We start from the raw sequence: 26,790 nt of genomic DNA on the forward strand, positions 1-26,790 counted from the left end.
GATCAGCTGTCCTGGCGCCAGCGGCGGTACACGCGCAGCGCCACATGGGCGTCGTCGGCGGCGTACAGGATCTGCTTTTCGGTCAGGCGCGGCAGCGCCCAGTTGGTGGTGGTGATCTTTTTGGATTTCTGCAGGCGCTGGCCGAAAAAGCGCGCGACCGCGGTCTTGGCGCCAAGCGTGTTGCGTTCGCCGCGGCGCAGCGCGGTGGACAGGTCGAGCACATTGTTGGCGTCGATCCCGAGCTTGCTGCGCAGGCGGCGCACGTCGTCGGTCAGGCCGAAGCCGACCTTCAGGATCGCGTGCGATTCGAGCACTGCGCGCAGCACGTCGACGGAAGGCGAGGCGCCAATCTGGAACAGGTAGGCCGCGTCGTCGGTCGCCAGCTGCACCAGGTGCGGGCCGGTCGACACTTCGCCTTTGGCGAAAGTCGGCTTGGATTCGGTATCGAAGCCCAGCGCATCGGAGGCAAGCAGCGCCGCCAGTGCTTCGGCGGCGTCGCGCTCGGACCTGACCATGCGTACATCGTGCAGCTTGATGCCGTCGTACGGCGGCAGCAGTTCTTCCTGGTCAGGCGTCATCAAGGGACGGTTAACCGTTGCGCGAGAACTTGGAGGCGAGCTGCTGCAGCTTCTCCTGGCGCAGGCGGTCGGCTTCTTCGGCCTGGGCGGCGTCGCGTTCGGCTTTCTTGCGCTCGGCTTCCTTCTTGAAGCGCTGCTGCAGGACTTCCTTGGCGTGGGCGCGGTGGGTCTCGGTCACTTCATCGCCGGCATTGCCGTCGAGGTCGAAACGCTGGGTGGCTTTTTCCATGACGCGCAGGTAGCGCAGCGATCCGGTGTGGATGCCGAGCGCGCTGCGCATGGTCTTGCGGTCAAGCTCGGGCATGCGCGCGAGGAGCTGCTTGTCGATGCCGATCGCCAGCGGCAGGCAGTTGCGGAACGCCGGAAACTGATGCTGGAGCTGCTTGAGCAGGCTGCGGGCGCTTTGCGGTGCTGCGGCCTGGGCTGGTGCTGGTACGACGGCAGGCGCGGAAGCTTCCGCAGGCTCGGCTGCAAGGGGTGTTGGATTCATTGACTTCATTGTAAGAGCTGGAACCGGAAGGATAGCACGCGCACATTCGGAAGGGATGGGCCAAATTGGCAACAACTGCATGGAACCCTGTTGACAGTTCATCAAACTCCCTCTACCAACGCGGGCGCGGCGGGGCGAAATCGTGTATCATCCGCCGCTTGCCTTGCGTACGGCTTGACACTGCGCAGGGTTCACCGGAAGGTGAAACGGGGCTTTGCATGCAGCTATGCGAAATGCTTATATCCGGTATTTGGTTATTCAATTATCGCGATATGTTGCTATGCGGCATAATAGCACCTGTCTCCTCTATTCTTCCCTGAAAAATAGATTCAAGCCCGTTTTTGCCAGCGGGCTTTTTTTCGTTTTGTAATGCACAGCGCCATTTTGATCACCGCACAATCGACTTACGCCTTGCCATCCGGACGCCAATGCGAACGGTGGTGCTTGCATTCCAGCCGTATCGCCCTTAGCTAGGGCTATCCCAATTCACGTTCCATCGGGTCCGCATTGCGGGCCCAGGTGGATTATTGACTTCGCAGGCATGCCGCACGCCTCGACTGGAGAGTTTTAATGAAAAACACCGCCAAGACACTGACACTGACCGCCACCAAGGCCCCGCGCAAGGGTACGGCGCAGTTGGCCGTTCCGAAAACCGCGACTTCCTACTTCCTCGAAACGGAAGCGGCAGCGCCGGTGACGGTCGTGAAAAAGGGCTCGCGCCTGGCGGCGGTGGGTGCTGACGACGCCGGCGCCGAGGCGCCGGCTGGGGCGGGCGCGGTGCCGGTGGTGGTGCGCAAGCGTTCGCGCCTGGCCGCTGCGGAACCAGTTGTTGAAGTGATTGCGCCGGCGGCCGCTGAAGCCGCGCCGGCCACCGCGCAAGCTGCTGCACCAACGGCGGCGCGCGCATCGAAGGTGCGGGTCGCGGTCAAGAAGGTGGATGAACCGGTCATCAGCCACACCACCGCGTCGGTCGTCAGCGACGCGGCCACGCTGGCCTCGATCGACACCTCCGGCTACCTGCTGCCGTCGGTGAAGGTGCCGGGCCGCCGCGGCCGCAAGCCGAGCGAGTTCATGCCCGAGCACGACGAAGTCGCGGCGCTGAACACGCTCGAACGCGCCGAATTGAAGGCGGTATCGAAGGCGAAGGAACGCAAGGCCAAGAACGGCCTGTCGAACATCCTGGGCGGCGACGAGAAGACCTCGGAAGCGGACCTGGAGCGCCGCCGCCAGCAGATCAAGAACCTGATCAACATGGGCAAGGACCGCGGCTTCCTGACCTACGCCGAGATCAACGACCAGCTGCCTGAAAATATCATCGATCCGGAAGCGATCGAAGGCATCATCGCGACCTTCAACGACATGGGCATCGCCGTCTACGAGCGCGCTCCTGACGCCGATTTGATGCTGCTGACCGACACGGTCGCCACCGCCACCAGCGACGACGAAGTCGAAGCGGCGGCCGCCACCGCGCTGTCGACGGTCGATTCCGACTTTGGCCGCACCACCGACCCGGTCCGCATGTACATGCGTGAAATGGGCGCGGTCGCGCTGCTGACGCGCGAAGGCGAGATCGAAATCGCCAAGCGTATCGAAGGCGGCCTGAAAGACATGGTCCAGGCGATTTCGGCCTGCCCGACCACGATCGCGGAAATCATCGCGCTGTCGCACAAGATCGCCAAAGACGAAATCAAGGTCGATGAAGTGGTCGACGGTTTCGTCGACCTGAACGAAACGTCCGCGCCAGTGGCGCCCGCTCCGCACGCCGCCGCATCCGACGATGAAGACGACGAAGAAGAACACGAAGAAGAAGACGGCGACGCCAATGGCGGCGCGGCCGGTTTCTCCACCGAACAGCTGGCGCAGCTGAAGAAGGGCGCGCTGGAGAAGTTCGGCCTGATCGAAGTCCAGTTCGACAAGATGGCCAAGGCCTTCGAGAAGGACGGCTACGGGAGCAAGAACTACGTCAAGGCGCAGGAAGTCATCTCCAACGAGCTGCTGGGCATCCGCTTCACCGCCAAGGTCGTCGAGAAGCTGTGCGACACGCTGCGCGGCCAGATGGACGAAGTACGCCATATCGAAAAGGCCGTGCTGGCGATCTGCGTCGACCGCTGCGGCATGCCGCGCGCGCACTTCATCAAGGTCTTCCCGGGTAACGAGACCGACCTGGAATGGGTCGACCGCGAAGTCGACTGCGCGTATCCGTACAGCGCGGTCCTGAGCCGTAACGTCCCGGCCATCAAGGAACTCCAGCAGCGCATGATCGACCTGCAGGCGCGTGTGGCGCTGCCGCTGGCGGACCTGCGCAAGATTAACAAGCAGATGGCGGCGGGCGAGAAGCGCGCGCGCCACGCCAAGCGTGAAATGACGGTGGCCAACCTGCGCCTGGTGATCTCGATCGCCAAGAAGTACATCAACCGCGGCCTGCAATTCCTCGACCTGATCCAGGAAGGTAACATCGGCCTGCTGAAGGCGGTGGACAAGTTCGAATACCGCCGCGGCTACAAGTTCTCGACCTACGCGACCTGGTGGATCCGCCAGGCGATCACGCGTTCGATCGCCGACATGGCCCGCACCATCCGGGTGCCGGTGCACATGATCGAGACGATCAACAAGATGAACCGCATCTCGCGCCAGATCATGCAGGAAACCGGCAGCGAGCCGGATCTCGCGACCCTGGCGCTGAAGATGGAGATGCCTGAGAATAAAGTCCGCGAGATCATGAAGATCGCGAAGGAACCGATTTCGATGGAAACGCCGATGGGCGAGGACGGCGATTCGCAGCTGGGCGACTTCATCGAGGACAACACCACGCTGGCGCCGCTCGACGCAGCGCTGCACGCGTCGATGCGCAACGTGATCAAGGAAGTGCTCGATTCGCTGACCCCGCGCGAAGCGAAGGTGCTGCGCATGCGTTACGGCGTCGAGATGTCCAACGACCACACGCTGGAAGAAGTGGGCAAGCAGTTCGACGTGACGCGCGAGCGTATTCGCCAGATCGAAGCGAAGGCGATGAGCAAACTGCGCCAGCCATCGCGTTCGGACAAGCTGAAGAGCTTCTTGCATAACCACTAAAGCAGGAACGCTCTGCTGGCATTAAATCGGCGGATGCGGCCTCGGGCGCATCCGCCGAATTTGTTTCTGCTACTCAGCCGTCGCCCCGGTCTCGGTCGGAATCAAGATCGACAAGCGCGTCCCTCCAGCCTCAACGCATTCAATCCCCAGCTCCCCCCCGAACACGTCCACCCGTTCGCGAACCGCGCGCAGGCGCAGTTCAGCTTCCTCCCCGCACCCAATCCCTCCGCCGTCATCGGAAATCGTAATCGACAGCCTTTGCGCGCCGAGCGCCAGCGTGACGTCGATCCGGCTGGCCCGCGCGTGGCCAAGCACGTGCAGCAGCGCTTCCTGCACCATCCTGAAAATGACCGATGTGCGGCGCGCATCCGGCAGCGGCTCACGGTCGCCGACGACGCGCAGCGTGCAGCGGATGCCGCTGCGATGTTCGAACTGGCCGACCAGCCACTCCAGCGCCACCGGCAGCCCCAGTTCCAGCGTGCTTGGATGAAGGTCGTTCATGATCGCGCGTGCCGAGCGGATGGTCGCGTCGATCGTGTCGAGCACATGGCCGACGCGCCGCTTGAGCCGGGGATGCCGTTCGCTGGCGCGCGCGTGCAGCATCTCGACGTCGATCTTCAGTGCGAGCAGGTTCTGTCCCAGGTCGTCGTGGATGCCCTGGGCGATGCGCCTGCGGTCTTCTTCCTTCAGCATTTCCAGCTCGGCGGTCAGGCCGCGCAGCTGCAGGAAGGAGCGCTGCAGCGCGTCTTCCGCGTGCTTGCGCTGGGTGATGTCGACGTACACGCAGATCAGGCTGTGCGGCTCGCCATCGGCGCCGAACACCGGCTTTTTGTATGACTCGAACGCGACCGGGCGTCCGTTCACATGGTTCCAAACCTGCGATTCCTTGACCACGACCTCGCGCGCTGCGAATACCGCCCGGTCGTCCGCCAGCACCGACTGCAGGTACGCGGGCGGCACCCAGTCGCACCCGGTCGTGCCGATGACTTGTTTGAAAAGCACGCCCCATTTCTCTTCGACGGCGTGATTCATCAGCTGGATGCGCGACTCGGCGTCCTTGACGATGACCGGCATCGGCAGGGTGGCGAGGATGGCGTGAAGGCGCTTTTCGCTGGCTTCGAGCGCACCCTCGGCCGCCTTGCGCACGCCGATTTCCGCGCGCAGCTGCTGGTTCGACTGCTCCAGTTGCCCGCTGTGTGCCTCGATCCGCAGGCGCAGCCGGTCGTGGTGGATGATTAGCGCGCCTGCCGCCAGCGACAGCAGTCCGGACGCGGCAAGTGGAATCTGTCCGGCACAGCCAGCCGCCAGCACGCCGAGGCCGGCGGCAAGCGCCATCACGCCGCCGGTCCGGGCCATCCATCTCATCTCGACAGTCCCCATCTGCACGGTACCCCATTGGTTAAAAAAATCGGTCAATTTTATATGTATCAACAGGAAATAATACTAATAGTTCCATCAGGTTTCTTTAACACGTTCATTAATACTTGCTTAATTTTTAGGCGTCGGCACAACAGTTCCCGCGCCGAAAACGGTATGCGAACTGAATATTCTTGACGCTGGATGCGCAGAGTTTGAACATGCTGTATGGCAATGTATTTATGCCGATCAACCTGCTGCAAGTCACCAATACACCAAGGATCCCAAAGTGCCAGTCCGCTTCCTCCGCAATGCGTCCATCAAGACCAAGCTGATGGCCAGCATGGCAGCCTGCATGCTGCTGTTCGTTATCATTTCCGCCGTGTTAAGCGTCACCCTGACCGCCGGGGGATTGCGCGAGCGCGCCGTCCAGCAAGAGCTGCCAGCGGTGGTTGGCGAGATCCGCAATGACGTACGGCGCGAGATCGCGGTGCCGCTGGCCATGTCGCTGGGACTGGCGAACAACACCATGCTGTACCAGTGGGAAGTCGACGGCCTGGCCGACGAAGGCGTTGCGGCGTGGCAGGCGTATTCCCAGCAACTCAAGAAGACCAGCAACGCTAGCTTGGTGTTCTGGGCTTCCGACAGGACCAATAAGTTCCTGACCGAAAAGGGCTTCGACCGCATGCTCGACAAGACCACGTCGCAGGATGACTGGCTGCCGAGGTTCCTCGCCGGCGGCAAGCCGTTCGAACTGAACCTGGACCATGACGTGTCGATGAACAAGACCATGCTGTTCATTAATGCACGCGTCGATGCGGGCGGCGGCAAGCTGGCCGTGGCCGGTATGGGCCTGTCCGTCGAGCAGATGGCCAACACGGTGCGCAACTACAAGGTTGGCAAGTCCGGTTACGTCTACATGGTGCGTCCGGACGGCAACGTCGTCATCCACCGCGATCCGAAAGTTGCCGACGGCAAGCACCTGCTGAAGGATATGCCGGGCTTTAGCCAGGAAGTGTCGGGAAAGCTGCTGAATAACGCGCAATTCACGCACGTTACCGTCGACGGCGCTGGCGGAAAACTCATCGTCGTATCGTCGTTCGTGCCGGAGCTGAATCTCTACCTGATCGCCGAAGTGCCGGAAGCGGAAATCCTGGGCGGCCTCGCCCGCTCGGCAACGATTGCTGCGCTGGTTGCGGGCGTGATCGGCGGCGGCATCGGCCTGTTCATCATTTTCCTGGTCAGCCGCGCGATCACCGCGCCGGTGGCTCGCGCTGCCGCCATGCTGAACGAAATCGCCGACGGCAATGGCGACCTGACCCGCCGGATGGCCGTGGAGACGCGCGACGAAGTCGGCGCACTGGCCGAAGGCTTCAACCGTTTCGTATCGTCGCTGAACCGCACGATGACCAATGTTCGCACCAGCACCAATGCCATCGCTGACGCATCGAGCGAAATCGCGGCGGGCAATATGAACCTGTCGGCACGGACCGAATCGCAGGCATCGAGCCTCGAAGAAACCGCCGCCACGATGGAAGAGCTGACCTCGACCGTCAAGCAGAACGCGGAAAATGCGCGCCAGGCCAACCAGCTGGTGCTGGCTGCCAGCGGCCAGGCGGAAAAGGGCGGCGCGGTGGTGGGCGAAGTGGTGCAGACCATGGGCTCGATCACCGACAGCTCGCGCCGCATCGCGGACATCATCAGCGTCATCGACGGCATCGCGTTCCAGACCAACATCCTGGCGCTGAATGCTGCTGTTGAGGCAGCGCGCGCCGGCGAGCAGGGCCGCGGCTTCGCAGTCGTCGCCACCGAAGTGCGCAACCTGGCGCAGCGCTCGGCCGCGGCGGCCAAGGAAATCAAGGAACTGATCAATGACTCGGTCGGCAAGGTCGAAGCCGGCAGCCGCCTGGTCGATGCCGCCGGTGCGACGATGCACGCGATCGTGACGTCGGTGAAGCAAGTGGCCGACCTGATGGGCGAGATCGCATCGGCCAGCAATGAACAGAGCCACGGCATCAGCCAGGTCAACCAGTCGATCGTCGAGATGGACAATGTGACGCAGCAGAACGCCGCGCTGGTCGAGGAAGCGGCAGCTGCGGCCGGCGCCTTGCAGCAGGAGTCGGCGCGACTGGCCGACGTAGTGGCGATCTTCACACTGGAGGAAACGCAGGCGGCGGTGCGCGCACCGGTTGCGGTTGCCGCGCCGGTGCGCCCGGCTATCGCGAGCCCAGCCGCCCAGCGCAAGGCCAAGCCTGCGCCACGCGAACAAGCAACCGAGAACTGGGAAGAGTGTTAAGCTTTCCGATGAACGAAAAAAATGGCCGGTGATGAACCGGCCATTTTTTTGTCTACGCCGGTTTAGCCGGTATTACGCAAGCCCGCCGCCACGCCGTTGATCGACAGGTGGATGCCTCGGTGCACGCGCGGGTCGGCGCGGTCCGGGTCGCCCGACGCCGAACGGTGACGGTGGATCAGCTCGACTTGCAAGTGGTTCAGCGGGTCGAGGTAGGCGAAGCGGTTCTGGATCGAGCGCGCCAGCAGCGGGTTCTTGGCCAGCCGTTCTTCGGTCTCGGTAATCTCTTCGAGGCAGCGCAAGGTGCCCGCGTGCTCGGCCGAGATGCGGCGGAAGATACGCTCGCGCAGGTCGGCGTCCGCCACCAGCCCGGCATAGCGCGAGGCGATGGCGAGGTCGGTCTTGGCCAGCACCATGTCCATGTTCGACAGCAGTGTGGCGAAGAATGGCCATTCCTGGTACATCGCGCGCAGCGTCGCCAGCCGTTCCGCGCGGCGGTCGCCATCCGCCAGCCATTCGCCGATGGCGGAGCCGAACCCGTACCAGCCCGGCAGCAGCAGGCGGCACTGGCCCCACGAGAAGCCCCACGGGATCGCGCGCAGGTCTTCGATGCGGCGGGTCGACTTGCGCGACGCCGGACGCGAACCGAGGTTCAGTTCCGCGATCTCGGCAATCGGCGTCGCGGCGAAGAAGTAGTCGGTGAAGCCGGGCGTCTCGTACACCAGGTTGCGGTAAGCCTTGTAGGCGCGCGCGGACAGGTCGGCCATCACCGCTTCAAAGCCAGCCAGCCGTTCGACGTGCGAGGCTTCTTCGGCGTTCGGCATCAGGCTCGCTTCGAGCGTCGCGGCGACCAGCAGTTCGAGGTTGCGGCGGCCGATGTCGGCGTTGGAGAACTTCGAGGCGATGATTTCGCCCTGTTCGGTGAGACGGATCTGGCCGTTGACGGTGCCGGGAGGCTGCGCCAGGATCGCGTCGTAGCTCGGACCGCCGCCGCGGCCAACGGTGCCGCCGCGGCCGTGGAACAGGCGCAGCTTGACGCTGGCGTCGGCGAACACGCGCACCAGCTGGACTTCGGCCTTGTACAGTTCCCAGTTCGAGGTCAGGAAGCCGCCGTCCTTGTTGGAGTCGGAGTAGCCGAGCATGACTTCCTGCAGGCGGCCCTGGTGGTCGATCAGCTGGTGCACGAACGGCAGCGCCATCCACTCGCGCATGATGTCGGGTGCGCGCTGCAGGTCGGGGATGGTTTCGAACAGCGGGATCACCATCACGTCGAGCTGGCCGGCTTTGGCGCGCAGCAGGCCGGTTTCCTTTTGCAGCAGCAGCACTTCCAGCAGGTCGGACACGGTTTCGGTGTGCGAGATGATGTAGTTGCGGATCGCGCGCACGCCGTAGCGGCTGCGGATCTCTTTCGCCGCGCGCAGGATCGCCAGCTCGGAGTTGGTTTCTTCGGTGTAGTCGGTGTACGGCGAATACAGGAGGCGCGGCTGGTCGAGTTCGGCCAGCAGCAGCTGCACCTTGCGCGCTTCGTCGAGCGCGGCATAGTCGCCTTCGATGCCGGCGCTGTCGAACAGCTCTGCCAGCACGCGTTCGTGCACGTCGGAGGTCTGGCGCATGTCGAGCGAGGCGAGGTGGAAGCCGAAGATGGCGGCGGCGCGCTGCAGCCTTGCCAGGCGCGGCGCGATCAGCAGTTCGCCGTGGTTGGCGCGCAGCGAATCGGCGAGCACGCCGAGGTTGGCCGCGAATTCGGCAGCGTCGGCATACGGCGCCGCGTTGCCGACTTCCTTGCGCAGCACGTGGGCCGCGCCCAGTTCGCGGGCGCTGGCGGCAAGGCGCGCGTACATGCCGATCAGTGCGCGGCGATAAGGCTCGTCACCGCGGTGCGGCGACACGTCGGTCGAGGAGTCGGCCAGCGCCTGGAGTTCGGGCGAGACCTTGACCATCAGCGTCGACACCGACAGTTCGGCGCCCAGCGCGTGCACTTCGTCGAGGTAGAAGTCGAGGATGGTGGTGGCCTGGCGCACCAGCGCGTGGCACATGGTGGCGGCGTTGACGTTGGGGTTGCCGTCGCGGTCGCCGCCGATCCAGCTGCCCATCTGGACGTACGATGCGTCCGGGCGCGTGAAGGCGTTGTCGGGCTGGTCGTACTGGGCCGCGATTTCCTCGGCGATGTCGTCGTACAGGCCTGGCAGCTCGCGCAGGAAGGTAATGCGGTAGTACGACAGCGCGTTGTCGATCTCGTCGGCCACCGTCAGCTTCGAATAGCGCAGCATGCGCGTCTGCCACAGCGTGGCCACGCGCGAGTGCAGCAGCCGCAGGTTGGCGGCGCGTTCGCGCGGCGTCAGCGGCCGGTCGCGTTCGGCCAGCAGGTGCGCGATGTCGTGCTCGACGTCGAGGATGCTCTTGCGCTGCACTTCGGTCGGGTGGGCGGTCAACACCGGCGCGATCAGCGCGTCGCGGAAGAAATCCTGGACCGTATCGCCCGATACGCCCGCTTCCTTCAGGCGCGACAACGCGAAGCTGACGCTGCCCCGTTGCGGCGCGGAGCCGGCCAGCAGGTGGGCGCGGCGGCGGCGGATGTGGTGCTGGTCTTCGGCGATGTTGGCCAGGTGCGAGAAGTACGAGAACGCCCGCACCACCGAAATGGTCTGGTCGCGCGTCAGCTTGTGGAGCAGGGCGGTCAGCTCTTCGCCGGCGACCGGGTCGGCTTCGCGCCGGAACCGCACGGCGGTCTGGCGGATCGTTTCGACGATGTCGAACACGTCCTCGCCTTCCTGGTCGCGCAGCACGTCGCCGAGCAGGCGGCCGAGCAGGCGGATATCTTCTTTCAGCGGCGCGTCTTTGTCAGCGCCGGCTGGGTTTTCTTGGACAGATGCTAGGTTTGCCATGTTGGACCACAGAGTGAAATGTTGGTGCAAAGGCTTATGGCCACGGTCTGCAAAGGAGGCGCATGATAAAATTTGTGATCTTATGCATGCGCCGATAACTGGCATCCGCCGGTTAGGGCAACGACAGTGAAAGAAATCGTTTTGAGAGCAACTGAATTGACGCCACCGCAGCCTTCCCGGTTAATCATCGCTTCGCGCGAGAGCCGCCTTGCCATGTGGCAGGCTGAACACGTGCGCGCACAGTTGTCTATATTATATCCGCAGTGCAGCATCGAGATCCTCGGAATGACGACGCGCGGCGACCAGATCCTCGACCGCACCTTGTCCAAGGTGGGCGGCAAGGGCCTGTTTGTCAAGGAGCTTGAGGTGGCGATGGCCGAAGGCCGCGCCGACCTGGCAGTGCATTCGCTCAAAGACGTGCCGATGGACTTGCCGGACGGCTTCGAGCTTGCCGCCGTGCTCGAGCGCGAAGATCCGCGCGACGCCTTCGTCTCGAACGACTACGCCAGCCTCGATGAACTGCCGCCGGGAGCGGTGGTCGGCACCAGCAGCCTGCGTCGCCAGTCGCTGATCGCGGCGCGCTATCCGCACCTGGTCATCAAGCCGCTGCGCGGCAACCTCGACACCCGCCTCGGCAAGCTCGATCGCGGCGATTATTCGGCCATCATCCTGGCCGCCGCCGGCCTCAAGCGCCTCGGCCTGCCTGAGCGCATCCGCACCACGCTGACGCCGGACGACAGCCTGCCGGCGGCGGGGCAGGGCGCGATGGCCATCGAGATCGTGTCGGGCCGCACCGATATCGACCTGCGCGCCGTGCTGGCGCCGCTGAACCACACTGCCACCGAGCAGGCCGTGCGCGCCGAGCGCAAGGTATCGAAGGTATTCGGCGGCAGCTGCCAGATTCCGCTGGCGGCCTTTGCCACCGTGGTGGGCGACAGCATGCACCTGACCGCGATGGTCGCCACCCCGGACGGCAAGCGCAGCGCGCGCGCTGAACTGAGCGGCGCGGCGCATGCGCCGGAAGTACTCGGGCAGCAGGTGTCGGACCTGCTGCAGCAGCAGGATGCCCACGCCATCCTGGCCGCATGCAAGGCGCAGGCCGACGCGGCGCCGGATGTCTGATACGGTCGTCATCACACGTCCGCGCGCGCAGTGCGAAGGCCTGGCGCGCGCGGTCGAAGCGCTGGGCCGCAAGCCGGTGCTGCTGCCGCTGCTTGAAATCTCGCCGCTGGACGACCACACCGCGCTGCGCGCCGAACTGGCCGGTCTCGATGCGTTCGCGATGGTGGCGTTCGTGTCGCCCAACGCCATCGATGCCGCGTTTGCCTTCATCGACCAGTGGCCGGCCGGCGTAACGATCGCCGTGGTGGGCGAGGGCAGCCGCGCTGCACTGGCGCGCCATGGCCTCACCGACGCCAACGCCACCATCGTCAGCCCGCGCGACCCGTCGCGCAGCGACTCGGAAAACCTGCTGCAAGCGCTTGACCTGGGCGCCCTTGCCGGCCAGCGGGTGCTGATCGTGCGCGGCCAGAGCGGGCGCGAACTGATGGCCGACGGCCTGCGCGCCGCCGGCGCCACCGTGTCGACGGTGGCCGCCTACCGCCGCAGCGTCCCGCCAATGACGCCGGAACTGGCCGCCACCCTCGCCGGGTTGATCGCAGCGCCGAAGGACTGGATAATTACGAGCTCGGAGGCGCTGCGCGGCCTGATGACCCTGCTGCATGAGCTGGACCCTGAAGCGGCTGTCGCGAAAATGCAACAGCAGCATTTGATCGTGCCGCATGCGCGCATCGCCGAAACCGCGAACACTCTTGGACTGACCCGACTGACGCTCACCGGTTCGGGCGACGAACGTTTGCTTGCCGCGTTACAATCTCAAAGATGAACGATTTGCCTACATTACCTGACCAGAACGGCGCGCCCGGCGCTCCTACCCCTGCCGTACCGCAAGAGGTGCGCAGCAGCCGGCCCGCTGACGAGAGCGTGCGCGATTTCGTGCAGCGTCCGTTGACGATCATCGTGATCCTGCTGGCGCTGCTGCTCGCCGCGCAAGCCTGGTCGAGCCGCAACAGTATTTACAAGCTGCGCCAGGAGATGGCCAAGAGCCTGCAGCGCAACGAGCTGACCACCACCGAAACCAGCGCGCTGGCGCGCGGCGTGCAAGACCAGCAGCGCGACCTGCAGGCCAAGGTCGGCGTACTTGAAAACCGCCAGGTCGAGGCGCAGAGCCAGCAGCTCGCGCTGGAACAGCTGTACCAGGACCTGTCGAAGAGCCGCGACGAATGGGCGCTGTCGGAAGTCGAACAGGTACTGTCGACCGCCAGCCAGCAGCTGCAACTGGCCGGCAACGTGCAGGGCGCGCTGATCGCGCTGGCCAACGCCGACCGTTCGCTGTCGCGCTCCGACAAGCCGCAATTCATCACGATCCGCCGCGCCATCGCGCGCGATACCGAAAAACTGCGCGCGCTGCCAAGCCTGGACCTGGCCGGCGTGGCGCTGCGCCTCGATAACGTGATCGCACAAGTCGACACGCTGCCGATGCTGGCCGACGAAAAGCCGGTGCTGCCATCGCGCGCCGACCAGCCGCAACGCGTCCCAGTGGCGAAGGCCGCCAAGGGCGCCAAGGCCGCACCGGCGCTGCCTGAGCAGCCGATGGGCCTTGCCGATCGCGTCCAGCAGACGTGGCGCAACTGGAGCGACGAGATGTGGACCGAAGTGCGCCAGCTGATTCGCGTGCGCAGCGTCGAGGAACCGGCCGCGCTGATGGTGTCGCCGTCGCAGGCTTACTTCCTGCGCGAGAACCTCAAGCTGCGCCTGCTGAACGCGCGCCTGGCCCTGTTGTCGCGTAACGAGGCGGCCTTCCGCAGCGACCTCGAAACGGCCCAGGACGCGCTGATAAAGTATTTCGACACCCGTGTGCGTTCGACCCAGACCGCCCAGGCGCAGCTGCGCCAGGTCCAGGCCAACAACCTGGCGATCGAGATGCCGACGCTGTCCGACAGCCTGAACGCTGTGCGCAACGACAAAGCGAAGCCATAAACCATGCGCCTTCTACTCTGGTTAGTCGCATTGATGGCAGCGGCCATCGGCATCGCCGTCACGGCGCGCTTCAATCCGGGCAACGTGGTGTTCTTCTACCCGCCGCACCGGATCGACGTCTCGCTCAACTTCTTCGTGGTGCTGGTCGGCCTGCTGTTCGCCTTCCTGTACTTTGCCGTGCGCGCTTTCCGCGCCACCGTCTCGATGCCTGCCAAGGTGGCGGCATACCGCCAGCGCAAGCGCGAACGTGACGGTAACAAGGGTCTGCGCGACGCGCTCAAGGCACTGTTCGAAGGCCGTTTCGGCCACGCCGAAAAGGCCGCGGCGCGCGCCGCCGAACTGCCGGAAAACGCCGGCCTGGCCGCGCTGATTGGCTCGCGCGCAGCTCACCGCATGCGCCAGTCGGCGCGCCGCGACGCCTGGCTGGCCGGTATCGCGCACGACAACAACCTCAAGACCGCGCGTTTGATGACGGTCACCGAGCTGCTGGTCGACGATCACCAGCCCGAGGCTGCGCTGGACGCGGTGGCGGAACTGAACGCCAGCGGCACGCGCCACATCCACGCGCTGAAATGGGCGATGAAGGCGAACCAGCAGGCCCGCAACTGGCCCGAGGTGCTGCGCCTGGTCCGTTCGCTCGACAAGCACAAGGCGCTGCATCCGGCCCTGTCGTCGCGCCTGCGCGAGCTGGCTTACGACGCGCTGCTGACGGACGGCTCGCACGACGCCGAATCGATCAAGCGCGTGTGGGCGACGGTGCCGACGGCGGAGCGGGTCAAGCCATACATCGCGGCGCATGCGGCGCAAGCCCTGAACGCGCGCGGCCTGCATGACGAAGCGCGCATCACGGCGGAAGAATCGCTGAAGGTGGAGTGGGACGACCGCGTTGTCCGCGCCTACCGCGAAGCTGCCGGCGCGCCCGGCTCGCCGACCTTGCTGGTCCAGATCGAGCACTGCGAAGAATGGATCCGCCAGCGCCCGAACGACGCCGAACTGGCGCTGACGCTCGGCGCCCTGTGCCTCAAGCAGAAACTGTGGGGTAAGGCCCAGCGCTACCTCGAGCAGGCGCTGTCCGACGCGACCGAAGGCCGCATGGTGCGCGAAGCACACCTGAAGCTGGCGCAGATGCACGAAGCGCTCGGCCAGGAAGCCGAAGCGGCCGCGCATTACCGCCAGTGCGCCCTGGCATCGATCCTCTAACCAAATTCCGCGGATGCCCTTGCTGCGTTGCACAAGAACCATGCAATGTTCGTTATAATGGCGTCCTCGATTACTGTCTGCAATTTAAGGAAATCCCATGAGTTTGAATAAAGTGTCCTCTGGCCGCGACGTGCCAAACGATTTCAACGTCATCATTGAAATCCCGATGAACGCCGATCCGATCAAGTACGAAGTGGACAAGGAGAGCGGCGCGATTTTCGTCGACCGCTTCATGGGCACCGCGATGCACTATCCGTGCAACTACGGCTATGTACCGAACACAATTTCGGACGACGGCGACCCATGCGACGTGCTGGTTATCACCCCGTTCGCGCTGATTCCAGGCGTCGTGGTTCGCTGCCGCGCGATTGGCGTGCTGAAGATGTCTGACGAAGCCGGCGGCGACGCCAAGATCCTGGCCGTGCCAGTCGACAAGATCCTGCCGATCTACAGCCACTGGCAAAAGCCGGAAGACCTGCAAGACCTGCGCCTGCAGCAGATTCAGCACTTCTTCGAGCACTACAAAGACCTCGAGCCGGGCAAGTGGGTCAAGATCGAAGGCTGGGCTGGACCGGACGAAGCGAAGGATGAGATCGTTGCTGGCGTTGCGAAATACAAGGCTGAGAGCGGTAAGTAATTAGCTGCTGCAAGAATTTGTAGGGCGGATGACGCTTCGCTCTTCCGCCCTACGTGTTTGAGGGGTCTTGGCGTCAAAATCGGTGGATGCGGCCTCGGCGGCAGCCACGCTTATCCGCCGATTTTTGCATCGCGTTGCCGCATGCCGGGCCGTGAAATCACCACCCAATATCCTGCAATAACGCCTGCGTGAGGTCCCGCGGCGCCTTCACTTCGTGGATCAAGTCCGCGTTAATTGACGGCTCCATCAGCTGGTTCAGCTTCGCGTCCGTCGTAAAATGCGACACTGATGACCCCGGATCAAACTCCGCCGGCACAAACATCCGAATCCGCCGCATACTGTCAGTCCCAGCCAGCCGGTCCGGATCGATGGTCAGGTTCGCCTCAATGCCGGTCTTGCCACGCGCACGCTTCTTCAGGACAGCCTTCAGCGCCGTCCCCGCCGCCACGCTGATGCGCACCGCCGGAATCGCAATGGAAGGATCGCCGCCGCCCAGCCCCGTCACGGGTCCCGGCGCATTGTCGGCCACCACCATCCCCCTGGCGCCCGCATCCTGCACGAACTTCGCCTTCACGACGAACGAACATTCCCCACGGTCGACCAGCGCGATGTTCCCTTTGACAGCGGCGGCGTTCGCTGCCGATAGCGCTGCGCAGGCAAGGCCGGTTCCATTCGCCTGATCCACAACCCGCATCAGCTCACCCTTCACGCCGGCCAGATCCAGCGGCGGTCCGAACGACGCGTCACCCACCTCATACGCGCCTTTGGCTGCCCCCGCGCGACGGCCGGACACCGTCATCGTCGACTGCGGCGACAGCACCGTCGGCACCTGCCCGGTCACGAACTCGCCATTCCACGACAGCCCGGTCTCGCTGAGTGCCGACACGCGCCGTTCGTCGTTGTTCATGTTGACCCACAGCTTGTTGCTGCGGTTGTCGATCAGGTGGTGGTCCCATACCGATGGGCGCTTTTCGTACGGCTCGCCAGTCTGTTCGTCGGTAAAACCCTGGAACCCGAGCCCGTGCGCCATTTCGTGCAGCAGTACCGTCACGAGGTTGATCTTGTCGCCGTGCTTGTTGTCCAGCCCCAGGTAGAAACCGGAGCCCGGCATGCAGTCGGGGAACAGGCCGAGGCGCGAGTTGAAGCGCGCGCGGATGTGCGGCTCGCCGTCGGGGGCCTGGTCGGCGCCTGCCAGCTTGCTGGCCAGCGCGCTTGGATACCAGGTGTTGGGCCGGGGCGCATTGGGGAAGTCGCTGAAGATGTCGTTGGCGCCGGCCGACCCGAGCACGGCGGTATCTGCCGTGCAGGCCAGCGGGACGAAGCTGGCGCCGACCCGCACCGGGACATTGCTTGACAGCGTCGCGCCCCAGATTCCCGCGGCATGCTGGAACGCGATCAGCCTTTGCTGCCCGAGCGTGGTGCCAGTGTTGCCACCCACCGGCTGGACCGGCGTGGGGTCGTTGAAACCTTCGTTCGGGGCATTGTTGTTGACGATGGTGACGACAGCAGCGCCTTGCGCGCTTGCCCACATCGAGCATGCGAACGCCATCAGCGCGGCGCGGCTAAGTAGCACGGCTTTATTCGCGATCATGGCCGTGCTCCTTGATTGCGGCGCCCGGAGCGGGCTGTTCGACGGCTGCGCGCGCGGCGTGTTCGCCGCCGGTGCAGCCAATCACCGGTTTGCCCGCGGCGTCGCGCTTGAGGACCGAATACACCATGCCCTGCTCGCCGAGGTGCAGGTGGCGGGTGCCGTCAGGACGTTGAACGGAGGGGGCGATGGCCGGTGCCGGCGCCATCGCTTTCTGCTGCGCGCGCAGGGCGCGCAGTTCGGCTGGGGTGGGTGCGCGCATCTGTCCGCTTTCACGGTCACGCACCACAACCACGCCTTCCTGCCCGGCCGCGCCGGCGGAAGGAGGCAGCGATAAAGCTGCGAGCGCCAGCATCGCCGCCAGGGCTGCCCCCGGCGAGCTTCTCTCGTTCATCATGATTCGATCCTCCAGGTTGCTGCTACGCCTGTCGTCGACGCAGCATGGTGAATGCGAACAAGCCGGCGCCCAGCATCAGGTAAGCCGACGGTTCGGGAACGGAAAGTACGCTGACGGTATCGATGCCGACGTAGTTCGACACCTCCGCGTCGCCCGTGTATAGGAAGGCAAAGCGGCCTTCGCCGACATGCGGCAACGCGAGGTTGAACTCCTGCCACGCGCCGGGATAGGGTGTGGCGCCGCCGATGGTGGCGAGCAGGGTGTCGAAACTGGCGGGGTCGCTGCCGCTGCCTTCGCTGAAACGCACTTCGAGCGTGTCGTTGTAGCCGGCGACCGGAGCGGATCGGGTGAAGAAGGTAAGGGTGGTGGGGCCGATCAGGTCGAGGGTGGGAGTGATCAGCCAGTTGTTGATGGCGCCTTCGCCGACGGCGGCGCTGAAGAAGTTGGCCGCGATGTAGGCAGTGGGCGCACCCAGGTGGGCGGGAAACACTTCGGCGCTGCCCTGGAACCAGGGTTCGCCGGGCAGTACGCTGTTATTAATGAGCGACCAGCCGGGCAGCACCTCGATGTCGTCGAAGCCTTCGGACAGCACGTCGACTGCCTGTGCGAGCGCGGCCGCGGGCAGGATCGCCGCGAGCGCAAGCGTCGCCGCCGCCGCAATGTTCTTGTAGGTTTTCATGGGTTTGTTCCTTTTGTATTGCCAGGTCCTGGGTCACCCTCGCGCTGGCATACGTCGAGGCCATTGGCAAGTCCATCATATGTTCAGAAGCCAGCCGAACTTTTGCGCTCGCGCTAACTTGACAGTTGAACCATCGCGACTAGAAGTTGACGCGTTCGGGCGCGCAACGGGCGCATCGCATGCGCAGTGTTGGCGAAAAAAAAGGGCGCCGAAGCGCCCCGAATACCACCGTCGAGAGAAACAGGTTCAGCGCGCCGGGCGCAGCTTTCCGACAATGCCGGTAGGGAAGAAGTAGATCGACAGGATGAACAGCACGCCCAGCCACAGCATCCAGCGGTCCGGGTGCAACGCTTCCGCCAGGACAGGGATGCCTTCCAGCGCCGGCTGGTATTCGGCCATGGCGGATTTGAGGTAGTTCTGGGCGATGATGAAGAGGGCAGCGCCGATCACCGCGCCGTACATGGTTCCCATGCCGCCGATGACGACGATCAGCAGGATATCGGTCATGACCTCGAAGCCGAGCATCGTCTTGGGGCCGACATAGCGCAGCCACAGCGCCATCAGCGCGCCGGCCAGTGCGGCCACCAGCGCCGCCAGGCAGTTGGCCCAGATGCGGTACATTACCGTGCGGTAGCCGAGCGTCTCGGCGCGGAATTCGTTTTCGCGGATCGCCTGCAGCACGCGGCCGAACGGCGAATTCACAAGGCGCAGCAGGAACAGGAACAGCAGCAGGCAGCCGGTGAACACGATGTAATAGGTGATCACCTTGCCGTCGACCGAGCGGCCGAACACCTCGTTCTCCAGCAGCGAGAAACTCGGGCTGAGGAGGTCGGGAACGCTGAAGGTCTTGCCGTCTTCGCCCCCGGTGAAGTCCGACAGCTGCGATGCCAGTACCGCGAACGACGACGCCACGGCCAGCGTGATCATTGCGTAGAAGATGGCACGCACGCGCAGTGCGAACAGGCCCACGACCAATGCAAGGGCCACCGTCAGCAGCAGCGACAGCAGCACGCCGACGAAGATGGCGCCCCAGGTCGGGTCGGCGTCGGCCAGCGCCAGGCCGAGGCCATACGCGCCGATCCCGAAGAACATCGTATGGGCGAACGACACGATGCCGGTGTACCCCAGCAGCAGGTCGTATGACGCCACCAGCACGATGTACACGCAGATCGTCGCGGCGGTGTTGAGCGGACGCGCGCCGGTGGTAATGAACGGCGCCAGCGCCAGGCCGGCGAGCACCAGCAGCAGGGCGGCGGACAGCGCACGGCTGCGCGGCAGGTCGCCGGAGAGGATTCGATTGAGCATGTGCGTTCCTTAGCGGCCGTTGGAGTACATCCCGGCCGGCCGCCACAGCAAAATGGCGATCATCAGGATAATGTTGGAGACCAGCGCCACCTTCGGCGCCAGGAAGCCGGCGTAGTTCGCGACCAGTGCCATCAGCAGCGCGCCGATGAAGCAGCCGGCCACCGAACCGAGGCCGCCGATGATGATGACGATGAAGATCATCACCATGATCTCGGCGCCCATCGACGCCGACAGCGTCTCCTTGTACAGGCCCCACATCACGCCGCCCAGGCCCGCGAGCGCGGAACCAGCCGCGAACACCGCCACGAACAGGCGGCGGATGCGGTAGCCCATTGCCTCGACCATTTCGCCGTTTTCGACGCCGGCGCGGATCAGGAGGCCGATCTTGGTGCGGTTCAGGATCAGCAGCATAGCCACGAACACGACCAGCCCGACGACGACGGCGACGAGGCGATACTTCTCGATCGCGGAGTCTCCAAGCAGGATCGCGCCGCGCAGGCTGGCCGGTAGCGGCAGCGGGATCTGTTCCGCGCCCCAGATCACGTTGATCAGCTGTTCGGCGACGATCATGCCGCCCATCGTGATCAGAATCTGCTTCAGGTGCTGGCCGTAGACCGGCTTGATGATGATGCGCTCGAACGCGACGCCGATCAGCGCGGTCGACGCCATCGCGACCGTCACCGCCAAGGCCAGCACGCCGAGGTTCTGCAGCAGCGAGTCTGCCTGCAGCGCGCCGCTCATCGGGATCAGGACCGTGGTGGCGGCGAACGCGCCCACCGCTACAAAAGCGCCGTGGCCGAAGTTAAGCACGTCCATCAGGCCGAACACCAGGGTCAGGCCGCTGGCCATGATGAAGATCATCATGCCCATCGCGAGGCCGGCGATGGTGAGCGTGACCCAGGTAGGGAAGTCGCCGACCAGCGGCAGCGCGGCCAGCATCAGCGCCGGCACCAGCAGCGCGGGCGCGTAGTCGCGCTTCGCTGCCGGGATGACCATGTCAGCGGTCGCGGTGGAGGAAATTGGGACAGTCACGGTGTTGATTCCTATTGATGGGAGTCGAGCGAGAGGCCGAGCAGGCGCTGTTGCAGGTCGCGGTCGTCGACCAGGTCCTGCATCGGGCCGGCGTGCACGACGCGGCCGTCGTCCATGACCGACACGGTGTCGCCCAGCTTCTTGACGAAGTTGAAGTTCTGTTCGACCAGCAGGATCGTGGTGTCGGTGTCCTTCAGCTCGCGGAAGGCGTCGATCAGGTTGTTGATGATGGCCGGGGCCAGGCCCTTGGTCGGCTCGTCCACCAGCAGCAGCTTGCGCGGTTCGACGATCGCGCGGGCGATCGCCACCATCTGCTTTTGGCCGCCAGAGAGCAGGCCGGCCGGGTAGTTCCAGAATTTTTTCAACGCCGGGAAGAAGCCGAAGATCCATTCCAGGCGCTGGGTGTCGAGGGGACCGTTGCGCGCCGCAAGGTACAGGTTTTCGCGCACGGTCAGCGCGGAGAACACCGCCATCGATTCCGGCACGTAGGCAATCGACGCCATCGCGATATCCGGCGTTTGCAGCCTGGTGATGTCGCGGCCGTCGAAGCTGATGCTGCCGGCGCTCGCATGCCACATGCCCATGATGGTGCGCAGCGTGGTGGTCTTGCCGGCGCCGTTACGTCCCAACAGGACCGACAGGCCGCCGCGCGGCACCACCAGGTCTACGCCTTGCAGGATGTGGTACTCGCCGATGTGGGTGTGCACGCCTGAGAGCTGCAGCAGTGGTTCGGCATCGCTCGGCTTATGCATGTTCTGGTGCTCCAAGGTAGGCTTCCTGCACGATCGGCGAGGCCATGACTTCGACCGGATTACCGTCGGCGACCAGGGTGCCGTTGTGTAAAACGATGATGCGGTCGGCCAGCGATCGCACTACGTCCATCTTGTGCTCGACCAGCAGCACGGTCTTGCTGCGCTCCGCCTTGACCTGGTGGATCAGGTCAAGCACGACCGGGACTTCGTCGACGCTCATGCCGGCGGTCGGTTCGTCGAACATCATCACTTCCGGTTCGAGCGCCAGCAGGATCGCGACTTCAAGCTTGCGCTTGTCGCCGTGCGACAGCGCGGCGACGCGGGTGTCGCGGCGGTCGGCCAGCGCAACCCGTTCGAGGTAATGCTCGGCGCGCGAAATCAGTTCCTTGTGCGAGAACCATACCGAGAACATGTTCATGCCGATACCGGCGCGGCTCTGCACCGCAAGGCGCACGTTCTCGATGACCGACAGGTTGGGGAACAGGTTGGTCAGCTGGAAGGCGCGGCCGACGCCCATCGACGTGCGCCTGGCCGCGCCATAACGCGTGATGTCGACGCCGTCGAGGTGCACGCTGCCCGACGTGGCAGGCAGCTGGCCCGAGATCAGGTTGAAGTAGGTGGTCTTGCCGGCCCCGTTGGGGCCGACAATGACGGTCAGGGTGCCGGGATAAAAATCGGCGCTGACCTGGTTCACCGCGACATGGCCGCCGAAGCGGATGGTCAGGTCGCGGGTCGACAGCGAAGGCGTGGTCATGTTATCGCTTGTTCCTTACCGGTACAGGCAGTTCGGATGCCGGGATCTCGCGCACCAGTTCCAGCAGGTCCCATTCGTCTTTCTGGGCCTTCTTGATGCGGAAGTGGTACATCGACTGCATCGCCTGGTGGTCCTGCTTGCGGAAGCTCATCTTGCCCTTCGGGGTGTCGAAGTCCATGCCTTCCATCGCGGCGATCAGCTTTTCGGTGTCGCCGGAACCGGCCTTTTTCAGGGCGGTGACGACCGCGCTGGCGGCCGCGAAACCACCGGCGGTGAACATGTCAGGCGGCGCCTTGAAGCGCTTCATGTGCTCCGCGACGAACCAGTCGTTCATTTTGTTCTTCGGGAAGTCATAGTAGTAGTAAATGGTGCCTTCGGTGCCGGCGTAGTTACGCCAGGTCTTCATCACCGGCAGGATGTTCCCGCCCGGCGCCAGCGCGATGCCGTAGCGGGCTGGCTGCATGTCGGCGATCTTGTTCATCGGGCTCGGGCCGGCCCAGACGATGCCGAGCACGCGCGGCTGCGGCTTGTCCTTGAGCGCCGCGAAGATGCGCTGGGCCGAGGCGGTAAAGTCGGTCGCGGTCTGCGGTGCGTATTCTTCGTGGACGACTTTGGCCTTGCTGCCGGTTGCGGCCAGCGCTTCCTTGCCGGCCTTGATCGCATCCTTGCCGAACGCGTAGTCCTGCGCGAGGTAGGCGACGCTGCCGCCCTTGAGTAAGGCGGCTGCGGACAGCGCGTCCTGCATCGAGTTGCGCGCGGTACGGAAAATGTAGCGGTTCCACTTGTCGCCGGTGATGGCGTCGGCCACTGCAGGTTCGACGATCAGCACCTTCTTGTATTCGGCGGCGACCGGCAGCATCGCGATGGCCGAACCGGAGGAGCTGGTGCCGACCGCGATATCGACCTTGTCGTCGCCGTAGGCTTCGGCCAGCAGCGTGCGGCCCAGGTCAGGCTTGCTCTGGTCGTCCTTGACGATGACCTTCAGCTTGCGGCCGTTGATCTCCATCTTTCCGCCGGTGAGGTATTCGAGGCCCATCATGAAACCCGTTTCGGTCTCCTTCGCGTACGCTTCGAGCACGCCGGTCTTGCCTGCGATGAGCGCGACCTTCAGGTCTGGCGCGGCGATGGCGCCGAGCGGCAGGGTGGCGGTGAATGCGGCCAGCACGGCGACCGGCAGGATAGTCCTCTTGTTCATGCTTGTCTCCTTGATTTTGGTACTGCTTAATCGACTTGCGACAAAAACGTCCGGATCGCTTCGCGGGCCGGGGGCTCGGTCAGCATCGGCGCATGGCCTACGTTGGGTACTTCCGCGTACAGCATTGTCGGTGCGGCCTTCTGCATGTAGCTGGCCTGTTCCGCTTCCACCAGGTCCGACAGCGCGCCGCGCACCAGCAGTGTCGGACGCTTGCGCGCCAGGCGGCGGAAAGCGTATTTCGACATCAGCGACTGCGACTTCTGTTTGCCGGAATGGATGGGCTGGGCGACGTTTGGATCGTACCTCATGACCAGTTCGCCCTGTGGATTTTCTGCAAAGGCGCGCTGCGCCCACTTGCGCCATTCTTCCATCGTGTTGTCGGGGAATGCGGACTGGTTGATGTTCTTGATGTATTCGGTCGCTTCAATCCATGACGCGGGCTGCGTGGCCTTGCCCGCATAGCCGGCGATGCGCGCCAGGCCTTTCTCGGACAGGATCGGGCCGACGTCGTTGAGGATGGCGGCGCTGATCAGGCGCGACTTGCGCAGTGCTATTGTCATCGTGATGATGCCGCCCATCGAGGTGCCGATGAAGACGGCGCGCTCGATGCCAAGGTCGCGCGCCAGCTTGACGATGTCGCCGGCGTAGACCAGCGGCTGGTAGTGGGCCGGGTTCGGATCGCACGCAGAGTTGCCGCGGCCGCGCACATCGACGGCGATCACGCGCCGGCCCTGGCTGGCGATCCATGGCGCCAGCTCGTCGAAGTCGCCCGAGTTGCGCGTCAGCCCGTGGATGCAGATCACCGGCAGCCGCGCGGGGCCGCTGTGCGATGCATAGTCCCGCGCATACAGGGCCAGGCCATCGGTGCTGGTGTAGCTGATTTCAGAAAATGTGGACACGCTGCAGATCCTGGGCAAGGTGGTTGTATTTATCGGTATTCGGGATCGTCAGGGCGCAGCCCGCCATGGCTGGCCATGAAGGCCAGCCATGGGTGCTGCGTTTCGATCGGGTTACGGGTGAATCAGAAGCGGTAATCGAGCGTTGCCGATACCGTGCGCGGATTACCGTAGAACGCTGTCAGCACACCTTCGTTACCCAGGGTAGGGAACAGGTAGCCGCCGGTTTTGTACTCTTTATCGCCGAGGTTTTTGCCATGCAGGCCGGCGCGGATCTTGCCATTCGCGCTGGTCCAGACGACGCTGGCATCCCACAGGGTGTAGGCTTCCTGGTCCAGCAGCGACTTGGTCTCGAACTGGTTGGTGTCGTCCTTGTGCGAGACGTTAGCCGACAGGGTCAGGCGGCCGCCGCGGCCCATGACCGGCATCGGGATGTCGTACGCGCCGCGCAGGTTGGCCGAGTTCTTTGGCGTGTTCTGGAACACGCGGTTGGCCGACTGGTCGACACCCGCAACGATGAAGCGGGTGTACTCGGCGTCGATCCAGCTGTACATGCCCGACAGCGTGAAGTTGTCGGTAACGCGGGCGTTCGCCTCGAGCTCGAAGCCCTTGATCTTGGCCTTGCCTGCGTTGGTGGTCACGCCCGCGAAGCTGTCGTCGCGGCCGTCGCCGTTGGTGTCGACTGCGACCGAGCCAGGAATCTGCACGTCCTTGTAGTCGCTGTTGAAGACCGCGATGTTGGTCAGGAAGCGGCCGTTGTTGAACGCCGACTTCAGGCCAAGTTCAAAGGTGTCGATCGTTTCAGGAGCATAGCCCGCACGGGCCTGGGCCGGCGTCAGCTTGGTGCCGAACACGTTCATGCGAGGGTCGAAACCGCCGCCCTTGAAGCCGCGCGCCCACGATGCGTACACGTTGTGGTCTTCATTCATCTTGTAGGCGACGCCGATCTTTGGCGTGAACTTCTTGTCTTCGCGCTCCAGTTCGCCGCGGGTGAAGTCGGTATCGGTGCGGAAGAACACGGCATTTGGATTGCCCAGGCCTTGCGAACCGCCCGTGCCCAGGTAGATCTGGCGCAGGATGCTGGCTTCACGCTTGTCGACGGTGTAACGGCCGCCGGCAGACACGCTCAATGCGTCGTTGACCTTGTAGTTCGCGTCCGCGAACACTGCCCATGCCTTGGTGTCGATGTCGCCCTTGGTGTAGGTCGAGCTGGCGAACGGGGCGGCCAGGATGGTATCGAAGATGTTGAATGCGTTCGCGTCGATGTAGTACACGCCCGCCACGCCCTGCATCTTGTCGCCGGTGTAGGTGACCTGGAACTCCTGGCTGAACTGCTTGTTCTTGTACAGCGCAGGCACATGGAAGTCGGTGGCCGCGAGCGAATCGAAGTCGATTGGAGCGTACGACTTGTCCTTGCGCGCCGCCGTTACCGACTTGAAGGTCAGTTCGTTCGAGATGCCCCACTCGATCAATGCCGAAACGCCATGCGCCTTGACTTCCTGGTCTTGGCCGAGGGCCTTGGTCAGGTTGGCGCGGGTGTCATACACATTGCCGAGGATAGGCGCGCCGCTGCTGCGGCCCGGGATCAGGCGGTGGCCGTTACGCGGGTTCGAATCATCCTGGGTTGCGTCACCCGAAATGCGGATGAACAGGTCGGTGGTCGGCGTGAATTCGGCCGAGACGCGCGCTGCGGTCAGGTCCTTGTCGTAGTTGCCCTTGCCGGTGGTGAGGTTGGTGCCGAAACCGTCGCGGGTGAACTTGGCGATCGATGCGCCGATGCGCGTGACTTCGCCGATCGGGGTGCTGGCGGTCAGGACGCCGTCACGCTGGCCGTGGTTGCCGACGGTGGCCTTCAGGCGCACGTCGGTGGTTGGCGCCAGCTTGCGGGTCACGTACTTGACCGCGCCGCCGATGGTGTTGCGGCCGTACAGCGTGCCCTGTGGGCCGCGCAGCACTTCGATACGCTCGACGTCATAGATCTCGGCCACGGCGCCTTGCGGGCGGGCCAGGTAGATATCGTCAAGGTAGATGCCGACGCCGGCCTCGAAGCCAGCCAGCGGATCCTGCTGGCCGACGCCGCGGATGAACGCGGTCAGGGTCGAGTTGGTCGCGCGCGACGACTTGAGGGTGGTGTTCGGGAGCGAGAAGGCGAGGGCGGTGATGTCCGGGATGCCTTGCTTGGACAACTGCTCGGCGGTGTAGGCGGTGACGGAGACCGGCACGTCCTGCAGGGTTTCTTCGCGGCGGCGGGCGGTCACGAGGACCTTGCCCATGTTGGTTTCAGTGGCCACATCGGTGCTGGTGGCCTGCGGTGCCGCGCTTGGCGCGGTCTGGGCGTGTGCCAGGCCCATGGTGCTGCCCGAGATGGCCAGCAGTGCAGCGGCGGAGCGATTCAACAGCTTCAGTTTCTTTTTGGTAAGACGCATCTGTGTCTCCTTCTTTTATTAGTGGTATATGCGGGACAAAAATCGCACGCAACGGAGTGTGCCCCTATTTCATCGTGTTCGAAAGCTAACAACACGCCCAACGGTTGTGCAAAATTGCACAATGGTGCACGTTGCTAGGGCAGCGCACCTTAGCAGGGCATCGGGAGCCATGTATTGATCTGGATTTATATTTGATTTCAGGGGGATTGCCACGGC

General features: G+C 64.2%; 21 protein-coding genes. 7 read left to right on the forward strand and 14 right to left on the reverse strand.

Features of this window, described 5'->3' with window-relative positions:
* Window positions 1-2: 2 nt before the first annotated feature.
* Window positions 3-578, reverse strand: a complete 576-nt coding sequence (locus tag HHL21_RS11785; protein WP_169466019.1) for a 3'-5' exonuclease — start codon at window positions 576-578, stop codon at window positions 3-5.
* 10 nt (window positions 579-588) lie between these two features.
* The gene (locus tag HHL21_RS11790) at window positions 589-1,077 is read right to left on the reverse strand and encodes a ProQ/FINO family protein (protein WP_169466021.1); all 489 of its coding nucleotides are present in this window, start codon (window positions 1,075-1,077) and stop codon (window positions 589-591) included.
* 561 nt (window positions 1,078-1,638) lie between these two features.
* Here HHL21_RS11790 and rpoD point away from each other — a divergent pair.
* Window positions 1,639-4,140 carry an RNA polymerase sigma factor RpoD gene (gene rpoD, locus HHL21_RS11795; protein WP_169466023.1) on the forward strand — a complete coding sequence of 834 codons (2,502 nt, stop codon included), beginning with the start codon at window positions 1,639-1,641 and terminating at the stop codon, window positions 4,138-4,140.
* Window positions 4,141-4,209: 69 nt separating this feature from the next.
* On the opposite strand, the gene HHL21_RS11800 is transcribed toward rpoD, so the two are convergent.
* A complete protein-coding gene (locus HHL21_RS11800; protein WP_169466025.1) occupies window positions 4,210-5,496 on the reverse strand; it encodes a PAS domain-containing protein in 1,287 nt (428 codons plus the stop codon).
* Between the two features lie 334 nt (window positions 5,497-5,830).
* Between HHL21_RS11800 and HHL21_RS11805 the strand changes: the two genes are divergently transcribed.
* Window positions 5,831-7,792 carry a methyl-accepting chemotaxis protein gene (locus HHL21_RS11805; protein ID WP_169466470.1) on the forward strand — a complete coding sequence of 654 codons (1,962 nt, stop codon included), beginning with the start codon at window positions 5,831-5,833 and terminating at the stop codon, window positions 7,790-7,792.
* A gap of 62 nt (window positions 7,793-7,854) precedes the next feature.
* On the opposite strand, the gene ppc is transcribed toward HHL21_RS11805, so the two are convergent.
* Entirely contained in the window at window positions 7,855-10,674 is a 2,820-nt protein-coding gene (ppc, locus tag HHL21_RS11810; protein ID WP_169466027.1) for a phosphoenolpyruvate carboxylase, read from the reverse strand.
* 156 nt (window positions 10,675-10,830) lie between these two features.
* Between ppc and hemC the strand changes: the two genes are divergently transcribed.
* The 5 genes from hemC (at window position 10,831) to ppa (ending at window position 15,550) form a co-directional block, all read left to right on the forward strand.
* Entirely contained in the window at window positions 10,831-11,796 is a 966-nt protein-coding gene (gene hemC / locus HHL21_RS11815) for a hydroxymethylbilane synthase (protein ID WP_169466029.1), read from the forward strand.
* The gene (locus HHL21_RS11820) at window positions 11,789-12,559 is read left to right on the forward strand and encodes a uroporphyrinogen-III synthase (protein WP_169466031.1); all 771 of its coding nucleotides are present in this window, start codon (window positions 11,789-11,791) and stop codon (window positions 12,557-12,559) included. The genes hemC and HHL21_RS11820 overlap by 8 nt, the downstream gene beginning before the upstream one ends.
* Entirely contained in the window at window positions 12,556-13,713 is a 1,158-nt protein-coding gene (locus tag HHL21_RS11825; protein ID WP_169466034.1) for a uroporphyrinogen-III C-methyltransferase, read from the forward strand. The genes HHL21_RS11820 and HHL21_RS11825 overlap by 4 nt, the downstream gene beginning before the upstream one ends.
* Before the next feature lie 3 nt (window positions 13,714-13,716).
* Window positions 13,717-14,913 carry a heme biosynthesis protein HemY gene (locus tag HHL21_RS11830; RefSeq protein WP_169466036.1) on the forward strand — a complete coding sequence of 399 codons (1,197 nt, stop codon included), beginning with the start codon at window positions 13,717-13,719 and terminating at the stop codon, window positions 14,911-14,913.
* Between the two features lie 97 nt (window positions 14,914-15,010).
* Window positions 15,011-15,550 carry an inorganic diphosphatase gene (gene ppa, locus HHL21_RS11835; RefSeq protein ID WP_169466038.1) on the forward strand — a complete coding sequence of 180 codons (540 nt, stop codon included), beginning with the start codon at window positions 15,011-15,013 and terminating at the stop codon, window positions 15,548-15,550.
* A gap of 157 nt (window positions 15,551-15,707) precedes the next feature.
* Here the strand turns inward: ppa and HHL21_RS11840 are convergent, their stop codons facing one another.
* From HHL21_RS11840 to HHL21_RS11885, 10 genes are all read right to left on the reverse strand, one after another.
* The gene (locus HHL21_RS11840; RefSeq protein WP_169466040.1) at window positions 15,708-17,141 is read right to left on the reverse strand and encodes a PA domain-containing protein; all 1,434 of its coding nucleotides are present in this window, start codon (window positions 17,139-17,141) and stop codon (window positions 15,708-15,710) included.
* Entirely contained in the window at window positions 17,128-17,535 is a 408-nt protein-coding gene (locus HHL21_RS11845; RefSeq protein ID WP_169466042.1) for a post-PEP-CTERM-1 domain-containing protein, read from the reverse strand. Before HHL21_RS11845 ends, HHL21_RS11840 begins: the two co-directional genes overlap by 14 nt.
* A gap of 22 nt (window positions 17,536-17,557) precedes the next feature.
* On the reverse strand, window positions 17,558-18,214 hold the full coding sequence (locus HHL21_RS11850; RefSeq protein WP_169466044.1) for a choice-of-anchor J family PEP-CTERM protein: 657 nt from the start codon (window positions 18,212-18,214) through the stop codon (window positions 17,558-17,560).
* A 246-nt stretch (window positions 18,215-18,460) separates the two neighbouring features.
* Window positions 18,461-19,519, reverse strand: coding sequence for a branched-chain amino acid ABC transporter permease (locus HHL21_RS11855; protein ID WP_169466046.1), 1,059 nt, complete (start codon window positions 19,517-19,519; stop codon window positions 18,461-18,463).
* Between the two features lie 9 nt (window positions 19,520-19,528).
* Window positions 19,529-20,515, reverse strand: coding sequence for a branched-chain amino acid ABC transporter permease (locus tag HHL21_RS11860; protein ID WP_169466472.1), 987 nt, complete (start codon window positions 20,513-20,515; stop codon window positions 19,529-19,531).
* 47 nt (window positions 20,516-20,562) lie between these two features.
* Window positions 20,563-21,303 (reverse strand): ABC transporter ATP-binding protein, encoded by a 741-nt coding sequence (locus HHL21_RS11865; protein WP_169466048.1) that lies wholly within the window; start codon window positions 21,301-21,303, stop codon window positions 20,563-20,565.
* Window positions 21,296-22,057: an ABC transporter ATP-binding protein gene (locus HHL21_RS11870; protein WP_169466050.1), complete on the reverse strand. Its 762-nt coding sequence runs from the start codon at window positions 22,055-22,057 to the stop codon at window positions 21,296-21,298. Before HHL21_RS11870 ends, HHL21_RS11865 begins: the two co-directional genes overlap by 8 nt.
* A 1-nt stretch (window position 22,058) precedes the next feature.
* Window positions 22,059-23,252 carry a substrate-binding domain-containing protein gene (locus HHL21_RS11875; protein ID WP_169466052.1) on the reverse strand — a complete coding sequence of 398 codons (1,194 nt, stop codon included), beginning with the start codon at window positions 23,250-23,252 and terminating at the stop codon, window positions 22,059-22,061.
* Between the two features lie 26 nt (window positions 23,253-23,278).
* The gene (locus HHL21_RS11880; protein ID WP_169466054.1) at window positions 23,279-24,151 is read right to left on the reverse strand and encodes an alpha/beta fold hydrolase; all 873 of its coding nucleotides are present in this window, start codon (window positions 24,149-24,151) and stop codon (window positions 23,279-23,281) included.
* A gap of 122 nt (window positions 24,152-24,273) precedes the next feature.
* Window positions 24,274-26,574: a TonB-dependent receptor gene (locus HHL21_RS11885; protein WP_169466056.1), complete on the reverse strand. Its 2,301-nt coding sequence runs from the start codon at window positions 26,572-26,574 to the stop codon at window positions 24,274-24,276.
* Between the last annotated feature and the right edge of the window lie 216 nt (window positions 26,575-26,790).

Origin of the sequence: Massilia polaris, from assembly GCF_012927275.1 — a bacterium.
Classification (GTDB): Bacteria; Pseudomonadota; Gammaproteobacteria; order Burkholderiales; family Burkholderiaceae_D; genus Telluria_A; species Telluria_A polaris.